This window comes from Campylobacter concisus, from assembly GCF_015229955.1.
Classification (GTDB): Bacteria; Campylobacterota; Campylobacteria; order Campylobacterales; family Campylobacteraceae; genus Campylobacter_A; species Campylobacter_A concisus_AT.
Window position 1 is genome coordinate 126,206 of sequence record NZ_JAAKYZ010000004.1, and the last position, 24,432, is coordinate 150,637.

Sequence of the window (24,432 nt, forward strand, 5' to 3'; positions counted from 1 at the left end):
CATGGATATATTAAGCTTAATAGGACGCACGAAAAACCTCTTTGAAGATGACATAAATGCGCTTGGTAAAGACTTAAAAGAGATAGTTTCAAGTTCGAGCTTTCTAGTTATTGGTGGTGCCGGTTCTATCGGTTCAGCCGTGACAAAAGAAATTTTTATAAGAGACCCCAAAAAACTCTACGTCGTTGATATCTCTGAAAACAACCTTGTTGAGCTAGTGCGTGACATAAGAAGTGAGTTTGGATATATAAATGGTGACTTTAAAACTTTTGCTATAGATGTTGCAAGTGCCGAATTTGACGCACTTTTAGCGCAGAGTGGTGGATTTGACTACGTGTTAAATTTATCAGCGCTAAAGCATGTTAGAAGCGAAAAAGACCCATTTACACTCATGAGAATGCTTGAAACAAACATCTTTAACACTGATAAAACGCTGGCTCAAACTTCGGATATGAAGTCAAAAAAATACTTTTGCGTTAGCACCGATAAGGCTGCAAATCCTGTAAATTTAATGGGAGCTAGCAAGCGTATCATGGAGATGTTTGCATTTAGGCACTCTTTAGAGATCGACGTCTCAATGGCTAGATTTGCAAACGTGGCATTTAGCGACGGCTCACTTCTTTTTGGATTTCAAAAGCGCATAGAAAAACTTCAGCCTATAGTCGCCCCAAACGACGTCAGGCGCTACTTCCTAACGCCAAAAGAGAGCGGCGAGCTTTGTCTTTTAAGTACCATTTTTGGTGAAAATAGAGATATATTTTTCCCAAAACTAGATGAAAATTTAGACCTTATAACATTTAGCGAGATAGCCAAGCGCTACTTGGCTAATTTAGGATACGAGCCATTTTTATGTGAAAATGAGGAGGAGGCCAGAAAGCTTGCAAAAGAGCTTCCAAAAGATGGCTTTTACCCTTGCCTTTTTGCGCCTAGTGACACGACTGGAGAGAAGGACTATGAGGAGTTTTTTGTTGACGGTGAGAGGCTTGATATGCAAAGGCTTCAAAATATCGGCATAGTCAAAAATGATGCAAATTTTGACAGCAAAAAGCTAGAAATTTTTAAAAACAATATCTTAAATTTAAAATCAAGCTTAGCATGGAGCAAAGAGGACGTTTTGCGCGAGGTCTTCGAACTCATACCAAATTTTATGCATAAAGAAACAGGAAAATATCTCGATGAAAAGATGTGATTTTGACGAGGTTTTGAAATTTATAAAAAGCACCTTTGGCAAGGATAAAGTCCCGCTTCACGAGCCTAAATTTATAGGCAATGAGAAAAAATATCTACTTGAGTGCATCGACTCTAGTTTCGTCTCAAGTGTCGGTAAATTTGTAGATGAGCTTGAGAGTAAGCTAGCTCAAATGGTTGGTGCTAAATTCGCAGTTGCTACGACAAATGGCACCTCTGCGCTTCATATCTGTCTAAAACTAGCTGGTGTTGGGCAAAATGACGAAGTGATTACGCAACCAGTTACTTTTATAGCCACTTGCAACGCCATTAGCTACCTTTTTGCAAAGCCAGTTTTCGTGGACGTTGACCTTGACACGCTTGGTATGTCGCCAACGTCACTTAGTGCGTTTTTGGAGAAAAACTGCGAGCTAAAAGAGGGCAACTGTGTAAATAAAACTAGCGGCAGGATAGTGCGTGCCTGCGTTCCTATGCACACTTTTGGACTGCCTTGCAAGGTAGATGAGATAGCTGAAATTTGCAAGCATTGGAACATCGCTTTGGTAGAAGATAGTGCCGAGAGCCTTGGTAGCTACTATAAAGGCGCTCATACAGGAAATTTTGGCAAGCTTGCGGCCATGAGCTTTAATGGCAATAAGATAGTCACAAGTGGAGGTGGTGGAGCTGTCATCACAAACGACGAGGAGATAGCAAAGCACGCTAAATTTATCACCACAACGGCCAAGGTGCCACATCCTTTTGAATACCGCCACAGCGAGATCGGCTACAACTACCGCCTACCAAATTTAAACGCGGCCCTGCTTGTGGCTCAGCTAGAAAATTTGGAGCTATTTTTAAAGAGCAAACGCGAGCTTGCGATGATCTATAAAAAGTATTTTTCTAAATTTGATGATGTGAAATTTATAGATGAGCCGGTGGATGCTAGGTCAAATTTTTGGCTAAATGCGGTGCTGTTTGAGAGCCATGAAAGAAGAGATGAGTTTTTGAAATTTAGTAATGAAAATGGCGTTTTTACGCGTCCTATCTGGCAGCTTATGAATGAGCTTGATATGTTTAAGGAGTGCCAAAAAGATGAGCTAAAAAATGCTAAATTTCTAAGTGATAGGATAGTAAATATCCCAAGTAGTGCAAGAGTATAGCCGTGCAAGATATAGTTTTAATAGGTGGCGGCGGGCACTGCAAGAGTGTGATAGATGTTATTGAGAGTGAAGCTAAATTTAATATAATTGGCATTATAGATACGGCAGAAAATATTGGCAAAAAGGTGCTTGGCTATGAGATTATAGGTAGCGATGATGATCTGGCTGAGGTTTTTACATCATGCAAAAATGCTGTGGTGACGGTTGGGCAGATAAAAAGCAGTGAGCCTAGAAAAAGGCTGTTTGCGCTACTAAAAGAGATAGGTTTTGGCCTTCCAGTCATTATCTCTCCGCTTGCGTATATCTCAAAGCATGCAAGTGTAGGTGAGGGAACGGTTGTGATGCATCATGCCTTGATTAACGCTGGTGCAAGTGTCGGCAAAAACTGCATCATAAATACAAAGGCGCTTGTGGAGCATGACGCAACTATCGGCGATCATTGCCATATCTCAACAGCAAGCGTGGTAAATGGTGGTGTTGTCGTGCAAGATGAGACATTTTTTGGCAGCAATGCAACCAGCAAAGAGTATATCGTGATAGGCGAAAATTCTATCATAGGCGGCGGAACTAGTGTGATGAGAAGCTTGGAGAAAAACGCTTTTATAAAGGCGTAAAACTGGAATTTTAAGGAAATTTGATGTCAAATAGTGTTTTTATCATAGCTGAAGCTGGGGTTAACCACAATGGTGATATAAATTTAGCCAAAAAGCTGATCGACGTGGCAGCTAAAGCTGGCGCTAATGCAGTGAAATTTCAAACCTTTAAAGCTCAAAATCTAGTTTCAAAAAATGCACAAAAAGCTAGCTACCAAAAACAAACTACCGATAAAAACGAGAGTCAATTTGATATGATAAAAAAACTCGAGTTAAATGAAAATATGCACAAGGAGCTCATTGCCTACTGCAAACAAAAAAATATCACATTTCTCTCAACTCCTTTTGATAGCGATAGCATAAAGCTTCTTCATGAGCTTGGGCTTAGTACATTTAAAATCCCAAGTGGCGAGATAACAAATTTACCCTATCTTAGGCAGATAGGTGGCTTAAATAAAAAGATCATCCTCTCAACTGGTATGGCAAATTTAGGCGAGGTAGAAGCCGCAATAGATGTACTTGTAAAAAGCGGCACGAAACGTGAAAACATAAGCCTTCTTCATGCAAATACGCAGTATCCAACGCCGATGGAGGATGTAAATTTAAAGGCGATGATAACTCTAAAAAATGCCTTTGGGCTTGAGGTCGGATATAGTGATCATACGCTTGGTATTGAGGTCGATATCGCAGCGGTTGCCATGGGTGCAAAGATCATAGAAAAGCACTTTACGCTTGATAAGAGCATGCCTGGACCTGATCACAAGGCTAGCCTTGAGCCAGATGAGCTGGCGGCTATGGTTAGGAGCATTAGAAATATTGAATTAGCACTTGGAAATAGACTTAAGCACTTTAGCAAAAGTGAGAGTGAAAATATAAAAATAGCTAGAAAATCGATTGTAGCAAAGTGTGATATAAAAAAAGGCGAAATTTTTAGCGAACAAAATATCTGTGTAAAACGTCCAGGGGATGGCATAAATCCTATGAGATGGGATGAAGTAATTGGACAAATTTCACAAAAAGATTATAAACAAGATGATCTGATATGAGAAAAATTTGTGTAGTGACAAGCACCAGAGCTGAATATGGCCTACTTTACTGGCTCTTAAAAGAAATTGAGGCAGATAGTGAGCTTGAGCTTCAGCTTATTGTCACTGGCATGCACCTAAGTCCTGAGTTTGGACTCACATACAAAGAGATTGAAAAAGAATTTAAGATAGATAAAAAGATAGAAATTTTAGGCTCTTCGCACTCAAAGCTTGATATATGCACTGAGATGGCAAAGGTTTATGAAAAATTTGCCCCAGCTTTTAGCGAACTTAAACCAGATATATTGGTGCTTCTTGGCGATAGATACGAGATATTTGGCGTAGCTGGCGTAGCTGGTATCATGCAAATACCAATAGCACACATACATGGTGGAGAAACTACTCAAGGGGCATTTGATGAGGCTTTTAGGCACAGCATAACAAAGATGAGCCATATTCATTTTGCAGCTACAAGAGAGTATGCAAATCGTATAATCCAGCTAGGAGAAGAACCTAGCAGAGTCTTTAATGTCGGCGGTCCTGGCATTGAAAATATAAAAAAGCTAAATTTACTAAATAAAGATGAGTTTGAAAAGTCTATAAATTTTAAGCTTGCTAAAAAAAATATACTAATCACATTTCATCCGGTAACACTTGAAAATAGTAGTGCAAAAGAGCAATTTAGCGAGCTTTTAAAAGCAATAGATGAGTTAAAAGATACAAATTTTATCTTTACGAAGGCAAATAGCGATACAGATAGTGATGTGATAAATAACATGATAGACGAGTATGTGAGTAAAAATTCACAAAAAGCTGTGGCATTTGCTTCACTTGGACAGCTGAGATATCTAAGTGCGATAAAATTTGTTGATATAGTCCTAGGGAATAGCTCAAGTGGCCTTTCAGAAGTCCCAAGCTTTAAAAAGGCCACCATAAATATAGGCGACCGCCAAAAAGGACGTGCAAAAGCTAGCAGTGTGATAGACGTTAGGCCCGTTAAAGAAGAAATTTTAGCCGCTATCAAAAGGGTATGTTCAAAAGAATTTGAGCAAGTTTTAAAAGATACTACCAATCCATATGATGGTGGTAATTCAAGCAAAAAAATGGTTAAAATTTTAAAAGAGATCGAGCTTGATGATATTTTGAAAAAGAAATTTTATGATATAGGTTTGAAATGAGAATAGTAAACGATATAAAGCTAAGCGTAAATTCAACCATAAAAGACGCCCTACAAACAATCAATAATGGTGGGCTCCAAATAGCTATCGTCGTGGATGAAAACGATAGCCTTGTAGGTACAGTAACAGATGGGGATATTAGGCGTGGACTATTAAATGGTCTTGATCTAAATAGCAATATAAATCTTATAGTGCACAAGAGTCCAAGTATTGCAAATGTTGGCGACACAAAAGAGTCAATACTAAAAATAGCACTTGCAAAAAAGCTTCATAAAATCCCACTAATAGATGAACTTGGAAAGCTAGTTGGCATAGAAGATATCGAAGATATTATAAAACCGGCCAGTAAAACAAACAAAGTCATTTTAATGGTAGGAGGCCTTGGTACTAGGCTTAGACCGCTTACGCAAGATACTCCAAAGCCAATGTTAAAGGTCGGAAACAAGCCGATACTTCAAACGATAGTTGAGAAATTTGCAGAGTATGGCTTTGTAAATATCACGATGTGTGTAAATTTTAATGCAGACATCATCAAGGACTATTTTGGTGACGGCAAAGAATTTGGAGTAAACATCGACTACATTTTGGAGCAAAAAAGAATGGGTACAGCAGGTGCATTAAGCCTACTTAAAGAGCGACCAAACGAACCATTTTTTGTAATGAATGGCGATCTTCTTACAAATGTAAATTTCGAGCATATCTTTAACTACCACACACTAAATAAAGCGACGGCTACAATGTGCGTCAGGGAGTATGACTATGAGGTTCCTTACGGCGTGGTAAAAATGAATGACAACAAGATAGTAGAGATCTCAGAAAAACCGGTGCAGAAATTTTTTGTAAGTGCTGGGATATATATGCTCTCGCCAGAAATTTTAGATCTAATACCACAAAATGAGTTTTACGATATGCCGACTCTTTTTGAAAAAGCAATAAGCCAAGGTAAAAACGTAATCTCGTTTCCTATACATGAGTACTGGATCGATATAGGCCGCTTAGAAGAGTATCAAAAAGCAAATGAAGAATACGCAAAAATATTTTGATGAGGCATTTTAGATGAAAGCTCTTATCTTAGGCTATGGTTCGATTGGTAAAAGGCATTACGAAGTATTGGAAGCTTTACCGCAGATAGATGAGATCTGCCTCGTTACTAGCCAAAATGTAGCCAATAAAATTTGTTACAAAAGTTTAGAAGAAGTCTCAAATTTAGACAAGTTTGACTACTTTGTCATAGCAACTCCCACATTTTTACATTTGCAAAATTTAAAATTTCTAGACGAGAAAGTAAAAGATAAAATAATACTTTGTGAAAAGCCTTTGTTTGAGAAATTTTACGATTTTACACCAAAAAACAATAAAATTTTTGTAGGCTACGTGCTTAGATTTCATCCACTTTTACAAAAACTAAAAGAGTTTTTGGAGAGTGAAAAAATTTTATACATAAATGCTAGTTGTGGACAGTATCTACCAAGCTGGAGGAATGAAGACTATAGAAAATGTTATAGTGCTAGCAAAGAAAAAGGCGGTGGGGTTTTGCTAGATCTTAGTCATGAGTTAGACTATACCATGTGGCTGTGTGGCAAATTTAAGAGCGTAAAAAGCTTTCAAAATAAAATCTCAAATTTGCAGATAACAAGCGATGATTTATGTTTGATCTTTGGCAAAACAGATAATAATGTAGTAGCCAATATAAGCATTGATTATCTAAGCCATATGACGCATAGAAACGTGCGAGTGGAGTGCGAAGGCTCCACTTATGAGCTTAATTTCATAAAAGGTACTCTCATAAAACAAGATATCAATAGGCAAATTTTTAACATGCCAAATTTGGCAAGAAATGAGATGTTTTTAGCTATGCATAAAGATGTCTTGGGTGAGCAAAGATACGTTTGTGGCTTTAGTGAAGGACAAGATACTATGGGAGTAATAGATCAAATTCAAAGGCAAAATAATGAGTAATGTTTTATGTACGATATGTGCGAGAGGCGGTAGCAAGGGTGTAAAAGGGAAAAATGTACGTGAGCTTTGTGGAAAACCCCTTATCGCTTACACCATAGAGCAAGCCAGAGAGTCAAATTTATTTGAACATATAGTAATTAGTACTGATAGCGATTTGATCGCAGAAACGGCAGTAAAATACGGCGCAGAAGTCTTTTTTAAAAGAGATGCTGCTATGGCCAGCGATACAGCTGGAAAGCTTGATGTGATAAAAGATGCTTTTTTAAAAAGTGAACAACATTATGCGCAAAAATTTGATTATGAGATCGATCTTGATGCAACAGCTCCACTTCGTGATGTGAGCGATATCATAAACGCTTACAATCAGTTTCTGCGCGATGAAAATGACAATCTAATAACTGCAATGCCAAGCAGAAGAAGTCCGTACTTTAACTTGGTTGAAATTTATCCTGATGGACATGTGGGGCTTGCGAAAACTTTAGCAAAAGCTATTGTAAGACGACAAGATGCACCAAAGACTTATGATATGAACGCTTCTATCTATATCTGGAAACGTGAAGCCTTACTAAATAACGATACATTGTTTTTGCCAAAAACTGGGCTTTATGTGATGAGTGAAGACAGATCAATCGATATAGATTGTGAACTGGATTTTAAATTTGTAGAGTTTTTAATGAAGGAAAAAAATGCTAACAGATAAAGTCATAGTAGTAACGGGAGGGGCTGGTAGGATAGGAAGTGCTTTCATAAGAGCCATCGCTAGTCAAAACGGAGTTGGAGTAATAGCAGAAGTCGACACAAAAAGAGCAAATTTACTAAAAGATGAGATAAAAAACTCAAACAAAGATGCGAAAATCGAAGTTTTACAAATTGACATCAGTGACGTAAATTCTGTTAATGAAGCCATAAATTTCTTACACTCAAAATATGGCCACATAGATGCACTGGTAAATAACGCCTATCCAAAAAATAAAAATTACGGTAAGAAATTTTTTGAGATAGATATGAATGATTTCAATGCCTTCTTAAATTTACACCTTGGCGGATACTTTAATATCTCGCAAAATTTTATAAAATACTTTTTAGAGCAAGGTCACGGTAATATCATAAATATCTCATCTATACAAGGTATCGGAGCTCCTGCTTTTGAGACCTACGAGGGAACAAATATGCACTCTCCTGTCGAATATACAGTAGTAAAACATGGCCTTCTTGGCATGACAAAATACATGGCAAAGATGTTTAAAAAAGACAATATCCGCGTAAATTCTATAAGTCCTGGAGGAATTTTAGATGGACAGCCTGAGCCATTTTTAAGCCAATATAAAAAAAGATGTGGCATGAAAGGAATGCTTGATGCAAATGATATTTGCGGTGCTTTGATTTATTTACTAAGTGATGTATCAAAATATGTAAATGGACAAAATATTGTAGTTGATGATGGATTTAGTTTATAATTTAAAGCCTTAGTTTATTGCTAAGGCTTTAAAGCATCAAATTTAGCATGAGTATTTTAAAAGCTCATATACAAAGTTTAAGATATTTTATTGATTGCAAAAGTATAAAACCCCAAAGTTAGAACTTTGGGGCGTGGGTTTGCGTATTGTAAAAGCATTAACACTCTTAAGGCTTTGTTACTACGACAAAGCCTCTATCTAAAACCTTAATGAAACTATTGTAGAAGCTTCATTACGTTTTGTTGTACGCTGTTTGCTTGACTCATAGCATAAGCACCTGATTGAGCTAGGATGTTATGTTTCGAGAAGTTAGCAGACTCGCTAGCAAAATCAACATCTCTGATTTGAGATTCTGCTGATTTTACGTTAACTTGAGTTACAGTGATGTTATTAACTGTAGCTTGAAGTTGATTTTGAACTGAACCAAGGTCTGAACGAACTTGATCAAGTGTTTTTTGAGCAGACTCAGCGATACTCATAACAGCCATCGCGCCACGAAGTGTCATAACACCAGCAGATTGAGCTACTGATAAAGCTTTACTCATTCTTTGGAAGCCCATAGCAGTTGCTAGGGTTTTATCTATTTGGCCTCTTATGTCTCTTAGAGATACTGATTGTTGAGCACCACCATCAGCAGAGAATGCTATTGACAATTTAGTAGCACCGCCACCTTCTAGTTTAATATCTCTACCATCAAGACGAACCAAATTTAGTCTTCCAACAAAGCCTTTTGTTAAATTGTTACCTTTTCCGCCAAGTCCTTTCTCAATGTCTGTACCAGTTGCAACTATAGCACGACCATCACGGCTTGTTAGTACCATTTTGCCTGTTTCAGCATCAACAGAAGCTTCAACACCAGTTTGATCTTTTACAGAGTTGATAGCATTTACTAGTGCACCGTTTGCATCATTTGCTTTAACCTCTAGGTCGCCGATCTTAACGCCGTTGATTGTTAAAGATTTAATTAGACCACCAGCAATAGCAACACTAGCTTTCCAAGTAACATCAGCTGTCGCTCTAACACCAGTTTTATCAGCAACTTTATTAATATTCTCAGCTAGAGCACCAAGTCCTTTACCTATACCTGTTGAAATAGTAGCAGCTGTAACGCCAACATCATTTACACCATCAACGTTTAAGAATTTAAGCTTTACTTCACCCATAGCGGTAAGTAATTTTGAACTCTCAAAACGTGTAAGGCCGATCTTATCAGATGTAGTCGCACCAATACTTGCTTTAACAGTTTGGTTTGAGTAAGCACCTATTTGGAATTCTTTATTAGAGAATGTTCCGTTTAGTAGTTGCTGACCGTTAAATGAAGTAGTGTTACCGATATTGTCAAGCTCTTCCATTAGACGAACGATATCAGCTTGCAATGCTTGGCGTGATTGAGTTGTTTGGCCGTCTTGAGCTGATTGAGTAGCTTTTGTCTTGATAGTATCAAGAATTTTTAGCTGCTCGTCCATAGCTTTATCGGCAACTTGAATGATACCAATAGCATCATTACCGTTTGCAATAGCTTGACCTAAAGCTGAAGCTTGACTTCTTAAGCTATCTGCAATAGATAGACCTGAAGCATCGTCTGCAGCTGTTTGAATCCTAAGACCTGAGCTAAGTTTGTTAAGTGACTTAGATAGGTCAGTGTTGTTGCTAACTGCGTTAGCGTGTGTGTTAAGTGCGTTTACGTTTGTGTTAATACGAAAACTCATTGTAAATCCTTTTAATTTTTTAGTTACGACTTCTTGTCGCACAAAAACTATATCGTGAAATTTTCTAAAAACTTTATAGGCATGAATGAAAAAATTTTTAAAATAATAAAGACGGATTTAATTTTTATGTCTTGATACTTTAAAAATTATTTCTGCTACAATTACGCCAAAAAATTCAAAGGCTATATATAAATGAAAAGCTTAATCATCGTGGAATCTCCCGCAAAAGCAAAGACTATCAAAAATTTTCTAGATAAAAGCTACAACGTCATCGCCTCAAAGGGCCACATCAGAGACCTGCCAAAAACAAGCTTTGGTATCAAGATAGAAGATGATAAATTTACCCCAGAGTATCGCATCAGCAGTGATCACTCCGCCATCGTAAAAGAGATAAAAGAGCTTGCTAAGGGTGCTGATGAAATTTACCTCGCGACCGATGAGGATAGAGAGGGTGAGGCGATCGCATTTCACATCGCAAACGCTATCGGCAAAGAGCCAACTAGTCTGCCTCGCATCGTCTTTCACGAGATCACCAAAAGCGCCATACAAAACGCTCTAAAAAGCCCAAGACACGTCGATATGAATAGCGTCAATGCCCAGCAAACAAGGCGTTTGCTCGACCGCATAGTTGGCTACAAGCTAAGTCCGCTTTTAAATTTAAAGATACAAAAAGGCTTAAGCGCTGGCCGTGTTCAAAGTGCGGCACTAAAGATAATAGTCGACCGCGAGCGTGAAATCCAGGCATTTAAGCCAGTTGAATACTACACCATTGACACCGTTTTTAAAAAAGACCTAGACGCTGAGCTAGTTAAATTTGAAAACCAAAAGATCGAAAAGCTTACCATCCAAAACCCAGACCGCGCAAAATACATCATTGAAAATTTACAAAATGAGAAATTTAGTGTCCGTGAGATCGAGAGTAAAGATAGAAAGATCCAGCCAAGCCCGCCATTTATGACTTCAACCCTTCAGCAAAGTGCGAGCAACCGTCTTGGCTTTAGCCCTAAAAAGACGATGATGATCGCACAAAGCCTCTATGAAGGCGTACAAACTCACGAAGGCTTCATGGGTGCTATCACATATATGAGAACAGATAGCTTAAATTTAGCCAAAGAGGCTGTCGCGGCCGCTAGAGAGCATATATTGCAAAACTACGGCAAAGAGTATCTGCCGGCCAAAGCGATAAGCTACACGACAAGTTCAAAAGCCGCGCAAGAAGCCCACGAAGCGATTCGCCCTACAAATTTAAACTTCACTCCACAAATCGCCGCTAAATTTTTAGAAAAAGACGCGCTTAAACTCTACACACTCATCTATAATAGATTTTTAGCCTGCCAAATGAGCGCATGTGTGAGTCAAACGCAAAATGTCTATGTCGCAAGCGAAAAAGGCGAGTTTAAGATAAGCGGCAGAAAGGTACTATTTGACGGCTTTTACAAAGTTTATGGCGAGCTTGATAAGGATAAAATTTTGCCAAATTTAAAAAAGGGCGACGAGATGAACTTGCAAAGCATAAAAAGCACGCAAAATTTCACCGAGCCACCAGCTAGGTACTCAGAAGCTGGCCTTGTTAAAAAGCTTGAAAGCCTTGGCATCGGCCGCCCAAGTACCTATGCACCGACTATCACGCTGCTAACCTCAAGAGACTACGTGAGAGTCGAGAAAAAGCAGCTCATACCAAACGATATCGCATTCAGCATGATAGGTGTTTTGGAGGAGCACTTTAGCAATATCGTTGATAGCGAATTTACCTCACATCTTGAAGAAAAGCTCGATGAGATAGCACTTGATAAGGCTGACTGGCAAAAGGTGCTAAGCGACTTTTACTATCCATTTATGGAAAAAATTAGTGCTGGAAAAACTGGCATAAAGAGCCTAAAAACGGCTACTCCGATCGGAGAGAAGTGCCCAGAGTGCGGAAGCGAGCTAGTGCTTAGAAAGGGCAGATACGGCGAGTTTATCGCTTGCTCAAATTTTCCAAAATGCAAATACTCAAGAAACGTCGCAAAAGATAATGAAAAGAGCGCAGAGGCAGGCGCTGCTACTGCGGCAGCAAAGCCAAAACGCGAGCTTAAAAAGCTTGATGTGCCATGTCCAAAATGTGGCGGTGAGATCGTCGAAAGGTTTAGCAGGCGCGGTAAATTTTATGGATGTGCCAACTATCCAAAATGCGACTTCGTCTCAAACTACGAGCCAGTTGAGCAAAAATGCGACGAATGTGGCGGCGATATGATCAAAAAAGATCTTAAAAAAGGCACATTTATAGAGTGCACAAAGTGCAAGAAAAAGACCCTTATCTCTGAAAACTAAAAAATTCTAGCCAAATCTGAGCCCTTGAGCCTAAATTTGGCTTTTATAAATTTGGAATTTAAGTGCCTGACACCACCGCTAAGCTTAGCCAGCATAAAGGGCAAAAACCTCGTCACCAACTACACTCAGTTAGATGGTAGCTTCACATCGCAGTACGTACTTTTTTGGCGAGCTTAGCGCTTTGCCAAATTTAAAAACTAGTCTTTTAAAAGAGAGAGCGGAAATTTATAAGAGAAAGTAATGTCATAAGATTTAAGCTTTTCGCATAGTTTTTAATAAGTTTATATCGTGGAGCAATTTTAAAATTTCACTCACTTGCAAGAATTGACTGCTAAAATTTAGCTTCGCTTACCGCTTAACTCAAATTTTAGAGCCAAAATTACTCGTTCTTGAATTTTTAAAATTTACTTGACACTTGCTATATATACGAACGCATGCGGTGCAAAGTACTATTACATGCACTTCTAACGTGCGAATGGTTTAGGGGATTAAAAGGAAGAAAAGGGACGGCTTTGCTTCGCTAGCTCGCAGCTGCGAGCAGACCGTAACTCAAGCCCCTTTGTCCATCTTTGAATAAAAATAATTTTATACATTTCATCAAACTATTTTTGCAAATTCATAAATCACCCTACTTAAATTTTAAACCTATCAAAGCTATAATACGCCCCAAAAAAGGATGAAAAATGAAAACAATTATGCTCTGTGCGATATGCTCAGTCACTCAAGGAAACTGCGCCGAGGACTGCGCTTATTGCACGCAAAGTGCCAAAGCTGGTGCCGATATCTCAAAATTTAAAGAAAAAAGCGTGCAACAGGTGGTGGACGAAGCCAAAATGGCTTATAAAAACCACGCTCTTGGCTTTTGTTTAGTTACAAGTGGTGCTAGACTGAACGACAAAAAGACCGACTACATCGCATCTTTAGCAAGAGCCGTGAGCAAAGAAGTACCAAATTTGATGCTCATCGCATGTAACGGCATGGCAACTTACGAGCAGCTTATCGAGCTTAAAAAGGCTGGCGTTTTTAGCTACAACCACAACCTTGAAACAAGCCGAGAATTTTTTCCAAAAATTTGTAAAACTCACACTTGGGACGAGAGATATCAGACAAATTTAGATGCAAAAAGAGCAGGTCTTATGCTTTGCGCTGGTGGTATTTACGGCGTTGGTGAGAGTGAGGCTGACAGGGTGAGCTTTAGAGCTAGTCTAAAAGAGCTTGAGCCATTTTCGTCACCGATAAATTTTTTCATTAAAAATGAAGCTCTAACTCTTGATCTGCCTCCTCTTAGTACGGATGAAGCCCTAAAAATAGTGCGTGAGACCAAAAGAGATCTACCAGAAACTAGAGTCATGATAGCTGGCGGCAGAGAGAAAATTTTAGGCGATAGACAATACGAGATCTTTGAAAATGGCGCCGATGCGATCGTCATTGGCGACTATCTCACCGCAAAAGGCGAGAAAGCTAGCAAGGATATCGAGGAGCTTACAAAGCGTGGTTTTAACTTCGCTAGTATCTGTCACTAATGCTTGCAAATTTGCTTTTCGCAGGGCTTGGAGGCTTTATCGGGGCTGGATGCAGGTTTTTAGCTGGCGAGCTGCTAAAATTTAGTCACTTTCCGCTAGCCACACTTGGCGTAAATGTGCTTGGCAGCTTTATTATCGGCGTTTTGTTTTGTCTAAATTTAAGCCAAAGCGTGAGAGTATTTTTGGTCGTTGGCATACTTGGCGGATTTACAACATTTTCAAGCTTTAGCCTTGATAGCGTGAAATTTTTAATAGAAGGCGAGCTGATAAAAGGCTTTTTAAATATCTTTTTAAACCTTGTTTTTTGCCTACTTGCAAGCTATCTTGGCATTTTACTTGGCAAGAGTTTATGAGAGTTTGCAAATTTAATAGAGTTTAAATTTTGCTAGATTTTCTTAATCGCATGCAGTGCTTTAGTACCATTGCATGCACTTTGAACGTGCGAGGGGATTGGGGATTTAAAAAGGGGGATAGGGGACGGCTTCGTAACTCGAGTCCCCTTGTCTCCCTTTTGAATAAAAGAACCTAAAAATAGAAAAGTCTGTATTTTTAAAAATAGAATTTTACTATCGCGAAAATTTTAAAATTCTATTCACTCGCAAGAATTGACTATTGATTTTAGGTCTCGCAAAGCTTGCCACTAAAATCAGAGCCGAAATTACTCGTTCATGAAATTTTAAAATTTACTTGACGCTTATCTGACTTGATAAATAAAAATTTGTCGTAGTTTTTAATCGCATGCAGTGCAAAATACCGCCACATCCACCTTTCTACCTAGCTTCTACCTTTGGCATCTGAAGCATAAAATTTCTAGCTTCACTTAAAAGTACAGGCTTAAGCCCATCTACCAGAGTTTTTGGATCATAAATTCTCTCATATGAAAGCATTAAGACTCCATCTTTTCTAAGTAAAAAGTGGATTATTTCTATATTTTTACTGCTAGTTTCATCTTTTATGAGAGCTAAAATTTGATCATTCTCTTCGCTATAAAGCACCTCTTTAGCCTCTTTTATCTTTCTTTTTAGCTCAACAAGCATACTTTCACCTTTTATATTTTTATCAAATTTCACTCTAAAGCCTACAAAATGCTCATCAAAATTTTCATTTTTTAAAAAGTAAAAGCTCTCATCTTTGGCTGTATTTTTCTTATAAAAAATACTTCCATCAAATTTAAAACTTTGAACTAAACTTAGCTCATCTGCAAAGCCAGAAATTCCAAAAAACATCAAGACAAAAAATAGAAATTTACGCATAAATTTGCACTCCAAATTTTTAAAAATTTGTCGCCATTTTGCCCAAAAATCGCTTAGCTTAATCAAAAAATAACAAAGCTTTTTATACAATCAAACATTTTTAATTTAAGGATTTTTTTGCAGTTACATCAAGCTAGCGAGCTTAGTATTCTTGTCGTTTTGGCATTTATCGTCTTTGCTTCGCCTTATATTTCTAAAATTTTACGCATTCCTGTCGCTCCTGCTGAGATAATACTTGGAGCACTAGCTAGCTACATCGGACTTGTCGGCGAAAATGAGATGTTTAAGCTAATTAGCGAAGTTGGCTTTTTCTTTTTGATGTTTCTAGCTGGTATGGAGATCGATCTTAGAATGCTTATAAACATTGACCGTAAAATTTTACGTCTGGGGCTTATCTATCTTGCCCTCATTTACTCGCTAGCAACTGCACTTACATTTAGTTTTGATCTTAGTTTGCTCTATATCATCATTATCCCGATAATGGCCGTTGGCATGATATTTACGCTATTTAAAGAGTATGGCAGAGATGTAAAATGGCTAAATTTAAGCATGCTTATTGCAACTATTGGCGAGCTTATAAGCATTACGCTTTTGACATTTATAGCAGCCTATTTGCAGTTTGGAGCTAGTATAAATTTATGGCTAACGATTGGCTATTTGATCTTATTTTTAGCTATCAGCGTGCTAAGCTTTAAAATTTTAGATGTGCTTTTTTGGTGGTATCCGGGGCTTAAAGTGATCCTTATGCCACACTACGATAAGGACGAAAAAGATATTAGGCTAAGCATTGCTGTATTTTTTTCGATGATTGCACTTATGCTTTATTTGAATTTAGAAGTTGCCTTTGGCGCGTTTATCGCAGGTATGTTTATAGCGACATTTTTTGATCATAAAAAAGACTTACCGCACAAGCTTTCAAGTTTTGGATTTGGATTTTTGGTACCGATATTTTTTATACACATAGGCTCAACCTTCAAGCTCTCAAGCCTAAGCTCAAATGAAGTGATAAAAGATGCTATTTTTATATTTTGTGCGATGCTTGCCACAAGGCTTTTTTCAAGTGTGTTATTTATAGCAAAATTAGGATTTAAAGGGATATTTTTGTTTTCTCTCTCACAATCTATGCCACTAACGCTTCTAGTAGCAGTTGCTACTATCGCACACAGATCAGGTGAGATAAGTGACTATTCTTACTCATCTTTTATCCTAGCAAGCCTAGCTCAAGCTATAATAGGGACAATAATTATAAAATTTCTAATGCAATCAAGAAGTAAGGAGTAAAAATGTCATCAAATACAGCTACGCTAACTGATAACAGAACCGGCAAGAGTTACGAGTTTCCTATACTAAAAGGCACTATGGGGCCTGATGTGATAGACATCTCGACATTTTTTAGTGATACTGGAATGTTTACTTTTGACAGAGGCTATACTTCAACTGCGATGTGTCGCTCGGCGATAACTTATATAGACGGCTTAAAAGGCGAGCTAATGTATAGAGGTTATGATATCGCGTATTTGGCTGAAAATAAGACATTTTTAGATGTGGCATACTTACTTTTAAACAAAGAGCTTCCAACAAATGATCAGTATATAAATTTTAAAACCGAGCTTAAAAAAAGAAGCTTTATACATGAGGGCATGATGAAGCTATTTGACGCATTTCCAGACAAGGCGCACCCTATGGCGATATTGCAAGCAGCAGTATCAGCGCTAAGTGCCTTTTACTCAGATCACCTAAATATGGATAAACCTGAAGAGTATCACGAGATGGCTATGCGTATAATCGCTAAAATTCCAACGATCGCGGCCTTTAGCTACCGCTACTCACGCGGACTTCCTATCATATATCCAAATTTAGATCGTGGCTTTACTGAAAATTTCCTCTACATGATGAGGGGCTATCCATACGAGCACGTCGATCTTAAGCCAATCGAGATAAAAGCACTTGACACGGTCTTTATGCTGCACGCAGATCACGAGCAAAATGCTTCAACAACGACTGTTAGGACTGTTGGCTCAACGCATGCTCACCCATACGCATGTATAAGTGCAGGTATTGGAGCACTTTGGGGCTGGGCTCATGGTGGGGCAAACGAGGGTGTCATCCGCCAGCTTGAAGAGATCGGCTCGGTCGCAAATGTCGATAGATACATCGCTAGAGCAAAGGATAAAAACGATCCATTTAGGCTAATGGGCTTTGGCCATAGGGTCTATAAAAACTTTGACCCTCGCGCAAAAGTGCTTAAGAAGATGAGAGATCAGCTTATGGATGAGATAGGCATTAACTCAGAGCTTATCAAGATCGCAAACCGCATCGAAGAGATCGCGCTAAATGACGACTACTTTGTGAGTAGAAATTTATATCCAAACGTTGATTTTCACTCAGGGCTCATCCTAAAGGCGCTTGGTATACCAAATAATATGTTTGCTGTAATCTTCGTCATCGGCAGGACTCCAGGCTGGATCAGCCAGTGGATCGAGCTAAAAGAGCAAGATACGATAAAGATCGTCCGCCCAAGACAGCTTTATGTTGGAGAGACAAACAGAACACCAAAATGAGTGAGCTTCTAAATTTAGCTAAAAAAGCAGCCGTTAATGCTGGAGCGCAAATAATGAAATTTTACTCTGCAGATAATACGGCTCTTAAAGTCTGCCTAAAAGATGACAGCTCGCCACTAACTAGCGCTGATCTAGCTGCAAATGAAGCGATAATAAAAATTCTAAGCAAAAGTGGGATAAAAATTTGCTCTGAAGAGAGTATCTTGCAAGAAAGCGATAAAGACGAGTTTTGGCTCGTAGATCCTCTTGATGGCACGAAAGAATTTCTAGCTAGAAATGGCGAATTTTGCGTTTGCATAGCGCTTATAAAGAAAGCTAGACCGGTGCTTGGTGTCATTTTTATCCCAGTTAGCAAAGAGCTTTTTTATGCTGATGAAAACGGCGCTTTTAAAGAAATTTTAGGTGACAATAATGAAATCATAAAGAGGATCGATCTAAACAAAAAAGATAAAAATTTAGACAATCTAATCTTTTCAAGCAGAAGAGGTGATGCCAAAGAGATAGAACTTATAGGACAGAGCTTAAATTTTAAGCAAAGGTGCATCGGCTCAGCCATAAAATTTTGCCGTTTGGTTGAATTTGGTGGAGCTTATTTGAGATTTGCGCCAAGCTACCTTTGGGACAATGCTGCAGGAGAAGCGCTCGTAAATTTTTGTGGCGGAAAAGTATTTGACGCTAATAGCAGCAAAGAGATCAGCTACGAGCTTGCTAATTTAAAAAGCCCATTTTTCATAGCTCTCTCAAAAAATACACTAAATCTAAAAGATAAAATCACACAACTATATAAACAAAGTAAAACTTAAACCTTAAATTTCTTCTAGTAGATAAAGCATACTAGCTATTTTTGCTGTGCCTAGCACATAGTTCATTATATTTGCGGCAACCTTATCTTTTTTAAGTACTTTCCCATCTATATCCAATATATTCTCGTTGCTTTCTTTGATAAATTTCAAAGCCTTTGCGGCTACTTCTTCTAAACTATTTTTACCATCAAGCAGTAAAAGTATGTAATAATCGACGGTATTAAATTTTCCTAAAATGCTAAATTTATTAGCAAAAGTAACATCAGCGTTATTTTTATGATTTAAAAAATACTTTACATAGTTTGTTAAATTTACGCTAAGTCTTGAGTATCCGGGCTTATACTCAATATTTTTTTGCTCATCTTTTAAGATCATTGCATCAGTCGAGTTTGTTAAAATTCTTACAAAGGCGCTATAAACCATGAGTTTATCTTCTGGTAAAATTTCTAAAATCTGAGAAAGGTTTATGCTAGCTGGATACATCTTATAAAAGACCTCGCAAAGCCATGATATGTCTTGTGGCATAACGGAGCAACTGTCTTGCCACTCATTGCCTTTCTTTGTAAAATTTGCTACAACGTGAATTTTATTAATGTCGCCTGGGCCTATTTGCTTATTGGCTATGCCCTCGTAAGTTTTGTTATGGACTATTAGGCTTTGTCTGAAGACCTTATTGCTAACTATGTCCATAAACTGTTCCAAATCGATCCTATCTTTAAATTTATTGTTTTTGTATTCATCTACTGTGGCTATGCCAATATCTGGAACAAAGATATCATCAAGCGTATATTCACAAAGATAAGCAAGCTCATTTCTGGTGAGCATGGTATTAAAATCCTTGAAATAAAATGGATTATTTGTATCTTCCAAAAACTCGTGAGCTATGTAGAAGTCATCTTTTGAAAGTATCTCATCTATCCAAAACAACAGCATTCTTGTAGGCATTTTATTTTCATAAGTTATATTATCTTTACTAAGCAAATATTCTTTATAGATTAAAAGTGCTTCCTTGGCTGCTTTTAGCTTATCTTGCATGCTCTCTTTATCTTTTGTGGCAAGTAGCATTATATCTCTTACGATGTCTTTTACTTTCCAACCAGGATAAACATTATAGGAGATAAATGCCACGCCATTTGCACTTAAATTCTCTCTTACGACTTTTAATATGGCTTCTTTTACAAAGTCAGGTACCCAACTAAAAACACCATGAGCAATGATATAGTCAAATTTCTCATCGCCGTTAAATTCGCAAATATCGCCATGGATAAGCTCTAAATTTGTAAGCCCCATCTCTTTAACGATCTCTTGCCCACGCCTTATCTGCTCTCCACTGAGGTCTATACCAACTACTTTTGCGTTTTTATTATTCGCTGCAAATGGGATCAAATTTCCGTCAAAGCTACATCCTATCTCTAAAACTCTTGCATTTTTGCACGGCGGCGGGTTTACGCCAAGAAGTGTAGCACAAGCTTCAAGCCTGTAAGGTGATGATTGTGCAAAAGCTATGGATTTATAAGTTAGTTCGTCATAAGACTTTTCGATTTTGCTATTTTGACTCATTTTAGCTCCTAGTAGTCTTTTTCTTTGAGTTTTTCTAGCATATTTTTGGCATCATTCTCAGGATCATCCACTATATATGCGTGCCTTACCTTGCCATCTTTTATGATAAGTGTTTGTCTAAAGTAGAATTTATGGCCATTTGATGCAGAAAAAACTGGAAGTTCAAGTGCTTTCTCAAGCATAAACTCACTATCATTTAAAAACATAACTCCAGCTGAAGTTTCTTCTTGAAATTTCTTTTGAGCTGCTATATCTTGGGAGCCAATAGCTATGACCATAAAACCAAGATCGTTAAAATCTTTTAAAAATTTCTTGTAGTTTATCGCTTGTTTGGTGCAGCCCTTCATGCCTGCAGTATTTTGTAATTGCTCGCTTAAAAGACTAAAGTCCTCGCCTATCTTTGGATAGATGAAAATAACGCAGTCGTGTGTCCTTGCAAAGGCGGAAAAATCAAATTCCTTACCGTCTAAGGTATTTAAATATATACTTGTAGGCACTTTTATCATACTTCATCCTTTAAAATTTTTACTATTATATCTTTATAAGCTTTGTCTTAAGCTTTTTTAGAATTTAAAAGATAAACTACAAAAAGGACAAAAAAGCTAATTATTAGCATCAAAAGTGCATAGATATGAGCCTTGGTGTAATCAAGCATTTCAACCGCTTCAAATATCGCAATGCTAGCGACCTTGCTCTCTCCAGCTACACTACCGCCTATCATTAAAACAACACCAAACTCACCCATAGTGTGAGCAAAGCTAACGACAGTAGCTGTTAATAAATTTGATCTGATACTTGGCAAAATTACCCTAAAAATAGTCGTGAGCTTATTTTTACCAAGACTATAACTTGCTTCAAAAAGGCTCTTTTTTAGGCTATTTAGTCCAGCATAAATCGGCCCAAACATAAATGGCAATGAATAGATACAACTTGCCACAACAAGACCTGTGAAGTTAAAAACAAGCCTAACTCCAAAAATTTCTTCGATAAATTTACCAAAGGCCGAATAAGGCGAAAGAAAAATGAGCAGATAAAAGCCAAGAACACTTGGTGGCAAGACCAAGGGCAGTGAGATTACCGACTCTAAAAATGATTTGCCAAAAAATTTTTTCTGCGACATAAAATAGGCAAGTGCGATGCAGACAAAAAATAAAATAAAAGTTGTTATAAAAGATAATTTTAGTGATAGCCAAAATGGCTCGTAATCGATACTTTTTAACTCATCTATCATGCTTTTTCCAAATTTACGCTAAATGCTTTTGTGCTAACTACTACCATATCGCCTGATTTTATATTCATTGCTTCGCTGCTACTTAGCACCACTTCACAAATTTGGCGGTTTATTAATACATTTGCCACGTAAATAGCATCACGTTTTTTTATCTCTAAAATTTTAGCATTAAAGGCAAATTTCTGCGATCCTGCACTCTTTAAAAATATCTCACTTGCACTACCTGATCTTGAAATTTTTCCATTTTCAAGGACAAAGACTTTATTGCAAAGCTTATAAATTTCAGCAATATCATGACTTACTAAAATAATGCTCATCTTAAACTCATCATGAAGTGCCAGTAAATAGTCTTGAAGTTTCTCGCGCATGGCGTTATCAAGCGCACTTAACGGCTCATCAAGTAGTAAAATTTCAGGCTTTCTCATAACCGCACGAGCCAGAGCAACACGTTGCTTTTGACCGCCAGAAAGAGTGCTAATTTTTGCATTTTTTAGACTTGTTAGGCCGCAAATATCAAGAAGCTTGTTCGCTAGAGCTAGATCGTTTTTTGCAAAGAGTAAATTTTTAAAGACATTCATATTTTCAAAAAGTGCATAGTCTTGAAATAAAAAGCCGATATTTCGCTTTTGTGGGGCCAAATTTGTCTTTTCATCAAAGAAAATTTTATCTCCAACCTTTATAAAGCCACTTTGTGGTGCTTCAAAACCAGCGATCAAGCGTAAAATAGTGGTCTTTCCGCCACCGCTTGCTCCATAAAGTGCGACAAAATCACCACTTTCAAAGCTAAGGTCGGCCTCAAGTAAAAATTTTCCGCCACCGCCATTTAGCTCTTTTTTACAAGAAATTTCTATCATTTTTGTGTACTTATGTGAATGCTTGTAGATTTTATATAGGCAAAGACTTCATCGTTTTCACCTACGTTCATGGTTTTTAATGCGTGATTTGAGATAATAGCTTCAAAGTAAATTTCGCCACACTTTAAGCTAATAACACTTAAAATTTCACCAAAATTTATAGCCTCAATCACGCACTTTAGCTCGTTTTCAAGCGAGCTATTACTTAGTTTGTCTTTTGCCAAGATAACATCGGAGCTTTTAAAACCTAAGTCAATCTCATCATCTAAGGCGAATTTGCTAGCCTCATTCAAGACTAGCATAAATAAATTTGCCTCTAAATTTAGACCCTTTAGCTCAAATAGGCTAACGTCATCTTTAGTTAAAATTCCAACGATCTTTGCTCTTATCATTTAGCTGGAACGTTGTAACCAAATTTCTTGAAAATTTCTCTTGATTTATCACCTAAGATAAACTCATAAAATGCTTTTGCATCATCATTTTTTTCAGCATGTTTTAGAAGAACTATGCCTTGATCGATCGGAGTGTATAGTTTTTGTGGAACAAGGATGTAATTAATGCCCTCTTTGTATTTTGACATTTTCTCATCAAAAAGTGCACTAGCTGCGATAAAGCCTACATCAGAAGCACTTAATGCTTGAGATAGAGTTTCAGAAATTTTTTGAGCATAGACGATATTTTTTTCTACTTCATCATAAAGCTTTGCGTTTTTAAGAGCCTCTATACTAGCTTTGCCGTATGGCGCAGTTTGTGGATTTGCGATAGAGATCGCTTTTAAGCCACGAACAACCTCAATACCTTTTTTGAAATCAACATTTCTAATAGAAAAAATAGCAACAGCGCCTTGTGCATAAACTTTTGGAGCAACCACTGCAAAGCCTGTGTCGTAGGCCTTTTGCGCAAAGCCCATATCAGCAGCCATGAAGATATCAGCTGGAGCCGAGTTTTGTATCTGCGTGACAAGGCCACCGCTTGCGCCAAGAGTTAGATTGATCTTAGCGTCTGGATGAAGCTTGTTAAACTCTTTTATAAGCTCTGGAAATGCGTATGTTGTGTTTGCCGCAGCATATACATTTACTTCAGCGCCAAATGCGTTTATGGCAAGCAGAGCTACTGCGCATAGAAATTTAAAAACCTTTTTCATTTATACTCCTATTATGGTTTGAGATGATTTTACTATGGCTAAAAGCGTGTCACCAACGCCTATTTGCATATCCATCGCGCTATCTTTTGTGATGATGGCAGTTAGGGTCTGCTCATCACTTAGTTTTAAAGTGATTTCAGCATTTACAGCACCTATCTTTGCTTCGATCACTTCGCCTTTTAATTGATTTTTTGTGCTTATTTTTATATCTAGATCCTTAGCCAAAATGACAGCTGGAGCTTTAAAAATATAAATAACTTTTTGTCCAACTTTTAGGCCTAAATTTTTCTCACTTTCAACCGTGATGTTTGACTCAAGCGTGCAGCCATTACTTAGTTTTGCAACTATTTGAGAATTTACCGCACCTCTATTTATGCCAATAATCTCACATGAGAGCTGATTTCTAGCACTTAAGTTCATATTCATTCTTTGAAGATTTATAATATCTACATCCTCAAAATCTACTTTTTGACAAATTTTTTGTAAAAAGTCCTTTTGAGTCTCAAGAATGGCATCATAAATTTTTATCAGTTTATCGGCATACTCGCTTAGCTCGGAGCCACTATTTTTCTTATTTCCATCAGCTCTAATAATAAGTGGCTTGCTACTTTTGTTATTTATCGTATCAAGACAGTCCCAAGCATTTTTATATGATATACCAACCAATTCCGCTGCTTTTGTGATACTTTTTGTCTCTTTTATGGCCTTTAATAATGTAATATGTTTAGCTAAAACCTGTGTATCTTCGCCTAAAAATAGTTCTAAATTTATATCTGCTTTCAAAATTTTTACCTTTACTATATTAGAGAATAATTTGTGAAGTATATCTAATTATATTAATCCTTAAGCTTAAAGATTTAAGTCGATTTATAAATTTCTCTTAATTTCTTGTAAAGTTTTTAAAAGATAAAATCGAGCTACATTTTATAAATAAAAATAAGGCTT

The 24,432-nt window shown here is 37.5% G+C and carries 24 protein-coding genes; 15 read left to right on the plus strand and 9 right to left on the minus strand.

Annotated features, from left to right (window positions below):
- Position 1: 1 nt before the first annotated feature.
- The 9 genes from G6W45_RS07155 to G6W45_RS07195 are packed head-to-tail and all read left to right on the plus strand — an operon-like array spanning position 2 to position 8,539.
- Positions 2-1,189 (plus strand): UDP-N-acetylglucosamine 4,6-dehydratase, encoded by a 1,188-nt coding sequence (locus G6W45_RS07155; protein ID WP_194168017.1) that lies wholly within the window; start codon positions 2-4, stop codon positions 1,187-1,189.
- On the plus strand, positions 1,176-2,327 hold the full coding sequence (locus tag G6W45_RS07160; protein WP_194168018.1) for a LegC family aminotransferase: 1,152 nt from the start codon (positions 1,176-1,178) through the stop codon (positions 2,325-2,327). The genes G6W45_RS07155 and G6W45_RS07160 overlap by 14 nt, the downstream gene beginning before the upstream one ends.
- Positions 2,328-2,329: 2 nt before the next feature.
- Positions 2,330-2,941, plus strand: coding sequence for a NeuD/PglB/VioB family sugar acetyltransferase (locus G6W45_RS07165; RefSeq protein ID WP_194168019.1), 612 nt, complete (start codon positions 2,330-2,332; stop codon positions 2,939-2,941).
- A 23-nt stretch (positions 2,942-2,964) separates the two neighbouring features.
- On the plus strand, positions 2,965-3,966 hold the full coding sequence (gene neuB, locus G6W45_RS07170) for an N-acetylneuraminate synthase (protein ID WP_194168020.1): 1,002 nt from the start codon (positions 2,965-2,967) through the stop codon (positions 3,964-3,966).
- Entirely contained in the window at positions 3,963-5,123 is a 1,161-nt protein-coding gene (neuC, locus tag G6W45_RS07175; RefSeq protein WP_194168021.1) for a UDP-N-acetylglucosamine 2-epimerase, read from the plus strand. Before neuB ends, neuC begins: the two co-directional genes overlap by 4 nt.
- On the plus strand, positions 5,120-6,166 hold the full coding sequence (locus G6W45_RS07180) for a nucleotidyltransferase family protein (protein WP_107812060.1): 1,047 nt from the start codon (positions 5,120-5,122) through the stop codon (positions 6,164-6,166). The genes neuC and G6W45_RS07180 overlap by 4 nt, the downstream gene beginning before the upstream one ends.
- 13 nt (positions 6,167-6,179) lie before the next feature.
- Positions 6,180-7,082, plus strand: a complete 903-nt coding sequence (locus tag G6W45_RS07185; protein ID WP_194168022.1) for a Gfo/Idh/MocA family protein — start codon at positions 6,180-6,182, stop codon at positions 7,080-7,082.
- Positions 7,075-7,782 (plus strand): acylneuraminate cytidylyltransferase family protein, encoded by a 708-nt coding sequence (locus G6W45_RS07190; RefSeq protein ID WP_107812058.1) that lies wholly within the window; start codon positions 7,075-7,077, stop codon positions 7,780-7,782. The genes G6W45_RS07185 and G6W45_RS07190 overlap by 8 nt, the downstream gene beginning before the upstream one ends.
- Complete coding sequence (locus G6W45_RS07195) at positions 7,769-8,539, plus strand: oxidoreductase (RefSeq protein WP_194168023.1); 771 nt, start codon at positions 7,769-7,771, stop codon at positions 8,537-8,539. The genes G6W45_RS07190 and G6W45_RS07195 overlap by 14 nt, the downstream gene beginning before the upstream one ends.
- Positions 8,540-8,754: 215 nt before the next feature.
- Here G6W45_RS07195 and G6W45_RS07200 read toward each other — a convergent pair whose 3' ends face one another.
- Complete coding sequence (locus tag G6W45_RS07200; protein WP_103577495.1) at positions 8,755-10,248, minus strand: flagellin B; 1,494 nt, start codon at positions 10,246-10,248, stop codon at positions 8,755-8,757.
- A 192-nt stretch (positions 10,249-10,440) separates the two neighbouring features.
- Here G6W45_RS07200 and topA point away from each other — a divergent pair, with 192 nt between their 5' ends.
- The 3 genes from topA to crcB all read left to right on the plus strand — a co-directional run bounded on the left by topA (position 10,441) and on the right by crcB (position 14,434).
- Positions 10,441-12,558, plus strand: a complete 2,118-nt coding sequence (gene topA / locus G6W45_RS07205; RefSeq protein ID WP_194168024.1) for a type I DNA topoisomerase — start codon at positions 10,441-10,443, stop codon at positions 12,556-12,558.
- Between the two features lie 683 nt (positions 12,559-13,241).
- The gene (locus tag G6W45_RS07210; RefSeq protein ID WP_194168025.1) at positions 13,242-14,081 is read left to right on the plus strand and encodes a biotin synthase; all 840 of its coding nucleotides are present in this window, start codon (positions 13,242-13,244) and stop codon (positions 14,079-14,081) included.
- On the plus strand, positions 14,081-14,434 hold the full coding sequence (gene crcB / locus G6W45_RS07215) for a fluoride efflux transporter CrcB (protein WP_194168026.1): 354 nt from the start codon (positions 14,081-14,083) through the stop codon (positions 14,432-14,434). Before G6W45_RS07210 ends, crcB begins: the two co-directional genes overlap by 1 nt.
- Before the next feature lie 417 nt (positions 14,435-14,851).
- On the opposite strand, the gene G6W45_RS07220 is transcribed toward crcB, so the two are convergent.
- The gene (locus tag G6W45_RS07220; RefSeq protein ID WP_107710061.1) at positions 14,852-15,334 is read right to left on the minus strand and encodes a hypothetical protein; all 483 of its coding nucleotides are present in this window, start codon (positions 15,332-15,334) and stop codon (positions 14,852-14,854) included.
- Positions 15,335-15,451: 117 nt separating this feature from the next.
- Between G6W45_RS07220 and G6W45_RS07225 the strand changes: the two genes are divergently transcribed.
- Genes G6W45_RS07225 through G6W45_RS07235 form a run of 3 tightly spaced genes read left to right on the plus strand, consistent with a single transcriptional unit; the run spans position 15,452 to position 18,698 of the window.
- On the plus strand, positions 15,452-16,615 hold the full coding sequence (locus G6W45_RS07225) for a cation:proton antiporter (protein WP_194168027.1): 1,164 nt from the start codon (positions 15,452-15,454) through the stop codon (positions 16,613-16,615).
- A 2-nt stretch (positions 16,616-16,617) separates the two neighbouring features.
- Positions 16,618-17,895 carry a citrate synthase gene (locus G6W45_RS07230; RefSeq protein WP_084109619.1) on the plus strand — a complete coding sequence of 426 codons (1,278 nt, stop codon included), beginning with the start codon at positions 16,618-16,620 and terminating at the stop codon, positions 17,893-17,895.
- On the plus strand, positions 17,892-18,698 hold the full coding sequence (locus G6W45_RS07235) for a 3'(2'),5'-bisphosphate nucleotidase CysQ family protein (RefSeq protein WP_194168028.1): 807 nt from the start codon (positions 17,892-17,894) through the stop codon (positions 18,696-18,698). Before G6W45_RS07230 ends, G6W45_RS07235 begins: the two co-directional genes overlap by 4 nt.
- Before the next feature lie 3 nt (positions 18,699-18,701).
- Here the strand turns inward: G6W45_RS07235 and G6W45_RS07240 are convergent, their stop codons facing one another.
- From G6W45_RS07240 to modE, 7 genes are read right to left on the minus strand one after another with little or no spacing between them, the layout of a single operon-like run.
- On the minus strand, positions 18,702-20,258 hold the full coding sequence (locus tag G6W45_RS07240; RefSeq protein WP_194168029.1) for a methyltransferase regulatory domain-containing protein: 1,557 nt from the start codon (positions 20,256-20,258) through the stop codon (positions 18,702-18,704).
- 8 nt (positions 20,259-20,266) lie between these two features.
- A complete protein-coding gene (locus G6W45_RS07245) occupies positions 20,267-20,764 on the minus strand; it encodes a redoxin family protein (RefSeq protein ID WP_194168030.1) in 498 nt (165 codons plus the stop codon).
- A 47-nt stretch (positions 20,765-20,811) separates the two neighbouring features.
- Entirely contained in the window at positions 20,812-21,489 is a 678-nt protein-coding gene (gene modB / locus G6W45_RS07250; RefSeq protein WP_084109623.1) for a molybdate ABC transporter permease subunit, read from the minus strand.
- Positions 21,486-22,343 carry a sulfate/molybdate ABC transporter ATP-binding protein gene (locus tag G6W45_RS07255; protein WP_194168031.1) on the minus strand — a complete coding sequence of 286 codons (858 nt, stop codon included), beginning with the start codon at positions 22,341-22,343 and terminating at the stop codon, positions 21,486-21,488. Before G6W45_RS07255 ends, modB begins: the two co-directional genes overlap by 4 nt.
- Positions 22,340-22,735: a TOBE domain-containing protein gene (locus G6W45_RS07260; protein WP_194168032.1), complete on the minus strand. Its 396-nt coding sequence runs from the start codon at positions 22,733-22,735 to the stop codon at positions 22,340-22,342. Before G6W45_RS07260 ends, G6W45_RS07255 begins: the two co-directional genes overlap by 4 nt.
- A complete protein-coding gene (modA, locus tag G6W45_RS07265) occupies positions 22,732-23,487 on the minus strand; it encodes a molybdate ABC transporter substrate-binding protein (protein ID WP_194168033.1) in 756 nt (251 codons plus the stop codon). Before modA ends, G6W45_RS07260 begins: the two co-directional genes overlap by 4 nt.
- Positions 23,488-24,270 carry a molybdenum-dependent transcriptional regulator ModE gene (gene modE / locus G6W45_RS07270; RefSeq protein ID WP_194168034.1) on the minus strand — a complete coding sequence of 261 codons (783 nt, stop codon included), beginning with the start codon at positions 24,268-24,270 and terminating at the stop codon, positions 23,488-23,490. It lies immediately after the preceding gene.
- Between the last annotated feature and the right edge of the window lie 162 nt (positions 24,271-24,432).

What these genes read in the sequence shown, in the direction of transcription:
- G6W45_RS07260 (WP_194168032.1), bottom strand. Translation starts at nt 22,735, where the DNA reads ATGATAAGAGCAAAGATCGTTGGAATTTTAACTAAAGATGACGTTAGC.
- G6W45_RS07180 (WP_107812060.1), top strand. Translation starts at nt 5,120, where the DNA reads ATGAGAATAGTAAACGATATAAAGCTAAGCGTAAATTCAACCATAAAA.
- G6W45_RS07155 (WP_194168017.1), top strand. Translation starts at nt 2, where the DNA reads ATGGATATATTAAGCTTAATAGGACGCACGAAAAACCTCTTTGAAGAT.
- topA (WP_194168024.1), top strand. Translation starts at nt 10,441, where the DNA reads ATGAAAAGCTTAATCATCGTGGAATCTCCCGCAAAAGCAAAGACTATC.
- modB (WP_084109623.1), bottom strand. Translation starts at nt 21,489, where the DNA reads ATGATAGATGAGTTAAAAAGTATCGATTACGAGCCATTTTGGCTATCA.
- G6W45_RS07210 (WP_194168025.1), top strand. Translation starts at nt 13,242, where the DNA reads ATGAAAACAATTATGCTCTGTGCGATATGCTCAGTCACTCAAGGAAAC.
- crcB (WP_194168026.1), top strand. Translation starts at nt 14,081, where the DNA reads ATGCTTGCAAATTTGCTTTTCGCAGGGCTTGGAGGCTTTATCGGGGCT.
- G6W45_RS07185 (WP_194168022.1), top strand. Translation starts at nt 6,180, where the DNA reads ATGAAAGCTCTTATCTTAGGCTATGGTTCGATTGGTAAAAGGCATTAC.
- G6W45_RS07160 (WP_194168018.1), top strand. Translation starts at nt 1,176, where the DNA reads ATGAAAAGATGTGATTTTGACGAGGTTTTGAAATTTATAAAAAGCACC.
- neuB (WP_194168020.1), top strand. Translation starts at nt 2,965, where the DNA reads ATGTCAAATAGTGTTTTTATCATAGCTGAAGCTGGGGTTAACCACAAT.
- G6W45_RS07195 (WP_194168023.1), top strand. Translation starts at nt 7,769, where the DNA reads ATGCTAACAGATAAAGTCATAGTAGTAACGGGAGGGGCTGGTAGGATA.
- G6W45_RS07240 (WP_194168029.1), bottom strand. Translation starts at nt 20,258, where the DNA reads ATGAGTCAAAATAGCAAAATCGAAAAGTCTTATGACGAACTAACTTAT.
- G6W45_RS07255 (WP_194168031.1), bottom strand. Translation starts at nt 22,343, where the DNA reads ATGATAGAAATTTCTTGTAAAAAAGAGCTAAATGGCGGTGGCGGAAAA.
- G6W45_RS07245 (WP_194168030.1), bottom strand. Translation starts at nt 20,764, where the DNA reads ATGATAAAAGTGCCTACAAGTATATATTTAAATACCTTAGACGGTAAG.
- G6W45_RS07190 (WP_107812058.1), top strand. Translation starts at nt 7,075, where the DNA reads ATGAGTAATGTTTTATGTACGATATGTGCGAGAGGCGGTAGCAAGGGT.
- G6W45_RS07230 (WP_084109619.1), top strand. Translation starts at nt 16,618, where the DNA reads ATGTCATCAAATACAGCTACGCTAACTGATAACAGAACCGGCAAGAGT.
- G6W45_RS07200 (WP_103577495.1), bottom strand. Translation starts at nt 10,248, where the DNA reads ATGAGTTTTCGTATTAACACAAACGTAAACGCACTTAACACACACGCT.
- G6W45_RS07235 (WP_194168028.1), top strand. Translation starts at nt 17,892, where the DNA reads ATGAGTGAGCTTCTAAATTTAGCTAAAAAAGCAGCCGTTAATGCTGGA.
- neuC (WP_194168021.1), top strand. Translation starts at nt 3,963, where the DNA reads ATGAGAAAAATTTGTGTAGTGACAAGCACCAGAGCTGAATATGGCCTA.
- G6W45_RS07220 (WP_107710061.1), bottom strand. Translation starts at nt 15,334, where the DNA reads ATGCGTAAATTTCTATTTTTTGTCTTGATGTTTTTTGGAATTTCTGGC.
- modA (WP_194168033.1), bottom strand. Translation starts at nt 23,487, where the DNA reads ATGAAAAAGGTTTTTAAATTTCTATGCGCAGTAGCTCTGCTTGCCATA.